We start from the raw sequence: 6,780 nt of genomic DNA on the forward strand, positions 1-6,780 counted from the left end.
CGCCGTATCGTCCGGGCGTCGGCCGGTGGGCATGGTGTCGGGGGCTGGGGGCCTTCGGGCACGGTGCTGGTGACTGGTGGTACGGGTGCGTTGGGTGCCCATGTGGCGCGGTGGCTGGCGCGGGCGGGTGCGGAGCATCTGCTGCTGGTGTCGCGTCGTGGTCCTGAGGCTGTGGGTGTGGAGGAGCTGTGTGCCGAGCTGGGGGAGGTCGGTGCTCGGGTGACGGTCGTGGCGTGTGATGTGGGTGACCGTGAGGCGCTGGCCGGGGTGTTGGCGGGGGTGCCGGAGGAGTTGCCGTTGACGGCGGTGGTGCATGCGGCGGGTGTGCTGGATGACGGTGTGCTGGACGGGCTGTCGGTGGAGCGGTTCGAGGGTGTGCTGCGGGCGAAGTCCGAGGCGGCGTGGCATCTGCATGAGCTGACGCGCGAGCTGGACCTCACGGCCTTCGTTTTGTTCTCCTCGTTCTCGGGGACGGTGGGTGCCGCTGGGCAGGCCAACTATGCGGCGGCGAACGCGACTTTGGACGCGTTGGCGGAGTGGCGGCGCGGTGCGGGGCTCCCGGCCACCTCGGTGGCCTGGGGCCCCTGGGCCGACCACGGCATGGCAGAGGCCGTCGCGGACCGGTGGCGGCGCCACGGCCTCCCCGCGATGGACCCGGAGTCGGCCGTCGCCGCCCTGGAGCGGAGCGTCAACCACCCGGCGGCGGCGTCCCTGATCGTCGCCGACGTGGAGTGGGACACCCTGGCCCGGACGATGGCGGACCCCCGTTCGCGTCGCCTCCTGCACGACCTCGTGGCACATGGCTCATCCGACACCGCCGACGATGCCACCACCCCTGACGAGTCGCTTCGGCGCCGACTCGCCGGGCTGGGGACGGCGGAACAAGACCGTGTCCTCCTGGAGTTCGTGCGCTCCCATGTGGCAGCCGTCCTGGGACACCGCCGCCCCGAGGCCATCGACGCCGACCGGGCCTTCAAGGAACTGGGCTTCGACTCCCTCGCGGCGGTGACCCTGCGCAACCGGCTGAACGCGGCCACCGGACTGAGCCTGCCGAGCACCCTGCTCTTCGACCACCCCACCGTGACGGCGCTGGTCAAACTGGTGCGCACGGAGGTGCTGGGGCTGCGGAACGGCGCGGATACCGCGGTGCCCGGCGCCGTGGCCACCGACGACGAGCCCATCGCCATCGTGGCCATGAGCTGCCGCTTCCCCGGCGAGGTGCGGACACCGGAAGACCTGTGGCAGCTGCTGCTCGCCGGGCGCGAGGTGCTGACCGAGTTCCCCGCCGACCGCGGATGGGACCTGGACACGCTCTACGGACCCGACCCGGACGAGCACGGCAAGAGCTATGTCCGCGAGGGCGGATTCCTCGAGGGAGCGGGCGACTTCGACCCGAAGTTCTTCGGCATCTCACCGCGTGAGGCGGTGGCGATGGACCCGCAGCAGCGGCTGCTGCTGGAGACATCGTGGGAGGCGTTCGAGCGGGCCGGGATCGATCCCACGCTGCTCCGGGGCAGCCAGACCGGGGTCTTCGTGGGCAGCAACGGCCAGGACTACGGGACCAGCCTGCGCCGGGCGGCAGCGGAGCACATCGAGGGCCACCTGGTCACCAGCAGCGCCGCCAGCGTCGTCTCCGGCCGCATCTCCTACACCTGCGGCTTCGAGGGCCCGGCGGTCACGGTGGACACCGCCTGTTCGTCGTCGCTGGTCGCGCTGCATCTGGCGGCGCAGTCCCTGCGCCAGGGCGAGTGCACGCTCGCGCTCGCCGGCGGTGTCACCGTGATGTCCACTCCCGAGCTCTTCGTGGAGTTCAGCCGCCAGCGGGGTCTGGCGGCTGACGGCCGGTGCAAGCCCTTCGCGGCGGCCGCGGACGGCACCGGCTGGGGCGAGGGCGTGGGCTTGCTGCTGCTGGAGCGGCTGTCGGACGCGCGCCGCAACGGCCATCAGGTGCTCGCGGTGGTACGCGGCTCCGCCGTCAACCAGGACGGCGCGAGCAATGGCCTCACTGCACCGAGCGGCCCGTCGCAGCAGCGGGTGATCCGGGCCGCCCTGGCGAACGCCCGGCTGTCGGCCGCCGACGTCGATATGGTCGAGGCGCACGGTACGGGTACGACGCTGGGCGATCCGATCGAGGCGCAGGCCCTGCTGGCCACGTACGGGCAGGGGCGGCCCGGCGAGCGGCCGTTGTGGCTCGGCTCGATCAAGTCCAACATCGGCCACACCCAGGCCGCGGCCGGTGTGGCCGGGGTCATCAAGTCGGTGCTGGCCATGCGCGACGGCGTGCTTCCGCGGACCCTGCACATCGATGAGCCGTCCCCGCACGTGGACTGGTCCGCGGGTGCGGTGGAGCTTCTGACCGCCCCGATGGCGTGGCCCGAGACCGGCCGGCCCCGTCGGGCGGGTGTCTCCTCCTTCGGCGTGAGCGGCACCAACGCCCATGTGATCCTGGAGCAGGGGCCGATGGAGTCCGATGCCGCCACGGACGCCACCTCTGAACCGAGCAGCGTGGTGCCGTGGGTGGTATCGGCGCGGTCCGACGCGGCACTCCGGGACCAGGCCGCGCGCTTGCTGTCGATGGTCGTCGAGGAGGCCGGTCCGGCGTCGGTGGATGTCGGTCTGTCACTGGTCACCACACGCGCCGTGTTCGAGCGGCGGGCGGTGGTGCTGGGCGGTGACCGTACCGCGCTGGTCAGCGGCCTTACGGCGCTGGCGGAGGGCCGCGAGGCCGCGGGTGTGGTGCGCGGCTCGGCTACTGGCTCCTCGGACCGCGTCGCCTTTGTCTTCCCTGGTCAGGGGGCGCAGTGGGTGGGGATGGCGGCGGGGTTGCTGGAGTCTTCGCCGGTGTTCGCGGAGCGGATGGGTGAGTGTGCGGCGGCGTTGGCGCCGTTCGTGGAGTGGTCGTTGGTGGATGTGCTCGGCGATGCGGCGGCGTTGGAGCGGGTGGATGTGGTGCAGCCGGTGTTGTGGGCGGTGATGGTGTCGCTGGCTGAGCTGTGGCGTTCGTACGGGGTGGAGCCCGCCGCGGTCATCGGTCATTCGCAGGGTGAGATCGCGGCGGCGTGTGTGGCGGGTGCGTTGTCGTTGGAGGACGCCGCGAAGGTGGTGGCGTTGCGGAGCAAGGCGCTGCGGGCGCTGTCGGGGCTGGGCGGGATGGTGTCGGTGTCGTTGCCGGTGGCGGCCGTACGGGAGCGGCTGGGCCGGTGGGGTGAGCGGTTGTCGGTGGCGGCGGTGAACGGGCCCTCGGCGGTCGTGGTGTCCGGTGACGCCGACGCGTTGGACGAGTTGCTGGCCGCGTGCGAAGCGGACGAGGTCCGGGCGCGTCGCATCCCCGTCGACTACGCCTCGCACTGCGCTCACGTCGAGACCGTCGAGGACGAGCTTCAGCGGACCCTCGCGGGGATCGCTCCGCGCTCGTCGTCGGTGCCGTTCTACTCCACGGTCACGGCAGGTGCGCTGGACACTCGGGAACTCGACGCCGGGTACTGGTACCGCAATCTGCGTCAGACGGTGCGTTTCGACGAGACCGTACGCGCTCTGCTCACCGACGGCTTCGACACGTTCATCGAGGCCAGCGCCCACCCCGTCCTGACGATGGGCGTGGAGCAGACGGCCCAGGACCACGGCACGCACATCACCGCCGTCGGATCCCTGCGCCGCGACGAAGGCGGTCTCGACCGATTCGCCACCTCCCTCGCCGAGGCATACGTCGGCGGCGTGTCCGTGGACTGGGCGGCCATGTTCGCGGGCACGGGTGCTCGGCGCGTCGATCTGCCGACGTACGCCTTCCAGCACCAGCGCTACTGGGTCGAGCCCTCAGCCGTGGCGGGCGACGTGTCCTCGGCCGGACTGACCTCCGCCGACCACCCCCTCCTCGGTGCGGCGACCACGCTGCCCGACTCGGACGGGTGGTTGCTGACGGGCCGCCTCTCGCTCCGTACGCATCCCTGGCTCGCCGAACACACCGTGCTCGGCCGGGCCCTGCTGCCCGCGTCCGCGTTCGTCGAGTTGGCGCTGCGCGCCGGTGACGCGGCCGGATGCGACCGGGTGGAGGAGCTGACGCTGGAGGCGCCTCTGGCGCTTCCCGAACAGGGTGCCCTACAGGTCCAGTTGACCGTCGGCGGGCCCGAGGAGGGCGGCGGACGTCCCGTGCGGGTGTACGCGCGGACGGAGGACACCGCGGACCGGCCGTGGACCCGGTACGCGTCGGGCATGCTGGTCCACGGCCGTGCCACGAGCCCCAACCCCGGCGCTGACCTCAGCGTATGGCCGCCGACCGACGCGGAAGCCGTCGACACCGCCGGCTTCTACGAGCGGCTGGCCGACTCCGGGGTGGTGTACAGGCGCGTCTTCCGGGGCGTTCGGGCGGTATGGCGCCGTGGTGACGAGCTCTTCGCCGAAGTGGTGCTGCCCGAGGAGGCCCGTGGTGAGGTGTCCCGGTTCGGCATCCACCCGGCCCTGCTGGACACCGCCTTGCAGCCGGGCCTGGCGCCGCTCTCGGGCGATGCGGACGGCATCCGCCTGCCGTTCCTCTGGAGCGGCGTGTCGTTGCACGCGACCGGGGCGTCGACGCTCCGCGTGCGGCTGACCCGCAAGGGCACCGACACCCTGTCCGCACTGGTCGCCGACCCGGCCGGAACACCGGTGGCCACGGTGGACGCGCTGGTGGCGCGGCCGGTGACGGAGGAGCAGTTCGCGGCCGCGACAGCGGATCCCGGCGACGGCCGGCCGGAACGGGCCACCGCGGTCCGCCGCGCACTGGCCCAGGCGGCGCCCGGAGCGGAGGAGACGTCGCTACGGCAGCGCCTGCTCAGGGTGGGCGACGCGGAGCGGGAACGGATGGTGCTGCGCACGGTCCAGGACCAGGCCGCCACCGTCCTCGGTCACAGCACACCGGACGCGGTCGAGCCGGAGATCTCCTTCAAGGAGCACGGCTTCGACTCCCTCACGGCGGTGGAGCTGCGGAACCGGCTGAACGCGGCCACGGGCGAACGGCTGCCCGCCACGGTCGTCTTCGACTACCCGACCCCCGCCGCGCTCGCGGAATACCTCCGTGCGGAACTGCTCGGCCTCCGGGAGGGCGATGCCCCCTCGGCACCCGCGCCCGTCACCCGGGCCGAACCGGACGACGATCCGATCGCCATCGTCGCCATGGGGTGCCGGCTGCCCGGTGGCGTCCGGTCCCCGGAGGAGCTGTGGGACCTGCTGACCGAGGGCCGTGACGCGATATCCGGCTTCCCCGGGGACCGTGGCTGGGAGCTCGACGGACTCTACGACGCCGACCCGGACGTCCCCGGGAAGACCTACACGCGCCACGGTGGCTTCGTCGACGGCGCGGGTGAGTTCGACGCCGCGTTCTTCGGCATCTCACCGCGTGAGGCGGTGGCGATGGACCCGCAGCACCGACTGCTCCTGGAGACGTCCTGGGAGACCTTCGAGCGCGCGGGCATCGACCCGGCCTCCCTGCGCGGCAGCCAGACCGGTGTGTTCGTGGGCGCCGGATCACACGGATACGGCGCGGGCCCGATCCGGCCGTCGAGCGGTGTCGAGGGCTATCTGCTCACCGGCAACGCCCTCAGCGTCACCTCCGGTCGGCTCGCCTACGCGTTCGGCTTCGAGGGGCCGGCCGTCGCCGTCGACACGGCGTGCTCGTCGTCGCTGGTGGCACTGCACCTGGCCGCGCAGTCGCTGCGGCAGGGCGAGTGCTCCCTGGCCCTGGCCGGTGGCACCGCCATCATGTCCACCCCCTGGACCTTCGTCGGCTTCAGCCGCCAGCGGGGGCTGGCCCCGGACGGGCGCTGCAAGCCCTTCTCCGCCGCCGCCGATGGCTTCGGCCCGGCGGAGGGCGTCGGTGTGCTGCTGCTGGAGCGGCTGTCGGACGCGCGGCGCAACGGCCACCCGGTGCTGGCGGTGGTACGCGGCTCCGCCATCAACCAGGACGGTGCGAGCAACGGCCTCACCGCACCCAACGGACCCTCGCAACAGCGGGTGATCCGCGCCGCGTTGGAGAACGCCCGACTGCGGGCATCCGAGGTGGACGCGGTCGAGGCCCATGGCACCGGCACCACGCTGGGCGACCCCATCGAGGCGCAGGCCCTGCTCGCCACGTACGGCAGGGGCCGCCCCGAGGAACGGCCGCTGCTGCTGGGCTCGGTGAAGTCGAACATCGGGCACACACAGGCGGCGGCGGGCGTGACCGGTGTGATCAAGATGGTGCTCGGCATGCGGTACGGCGTGCTGCCACGCACCCTGCACGTGGACGAGCCATCGCCGCATGTGGACTGGTCCGCGGGCGGGTTGCGCCTGCTGACGGACGATACGCCCTGGCCGGAGACGGGACGGCCGCGCCGCGCGGCGGTGTCCTCCTTCGGGATGAGCGGAACCAACGCCCACGCCGTGCTGGAACAGGCTCCGCTCGACGACGCCCCTGGCCAGGGTGCCGATGACGACACCCCGGCCGGGGAACTGCCGGAGATCACGCCCTGGGTGATCTCCGGACGGTCGGACGCCGCGGTCGAGGCACAGGCGGAGCGGCTGCTGACGCATGTGCGCGAGCGCGGCGAGGTCTCGCCCACCGATATCGGACTGTCGCTGGCGACCACGCGCAGTGTCTTCGAACACCGCGCGGTGGTGCTGGCGGGCGACGGGGACGGTCTCCTGAACGGCCTGGGCGCGTTGGCCGAGGGCAGCGCGGCCCCCGGTGTGGTGCGCGGGATGGCGGCCGCCCGGGACCACGCGGTGCTTGTCTTCCCTGGTCAGGGGGCGCAGTGGGTGGGGATGGCG

At 72.6% G+C, this 6,780-nt stretch carries 1 protein-coding gene; it reads left to right on the forward strand.

Features of this window, described 5'->3' with window-relative positions:
• Positions 1-6,780, forward strand: a 6,780-nt coding sequence (locus IEJ02_RS51535; protein WP_191070422.1) for a type I polyketide synthase, incomplete at both ends; no start/stop codon positions are given.

The sequence above is a fragment of the Streptomyces sp. 5-10 genome (assembly GCF_014712245.1).
Classification (GTDB): domain Bacteria; phylum Actinomycetota; class Actinomycetes; order Streptomycetales; family Streptomycetaceae; genus Streptomyces; species Streptomyces violaceusniger.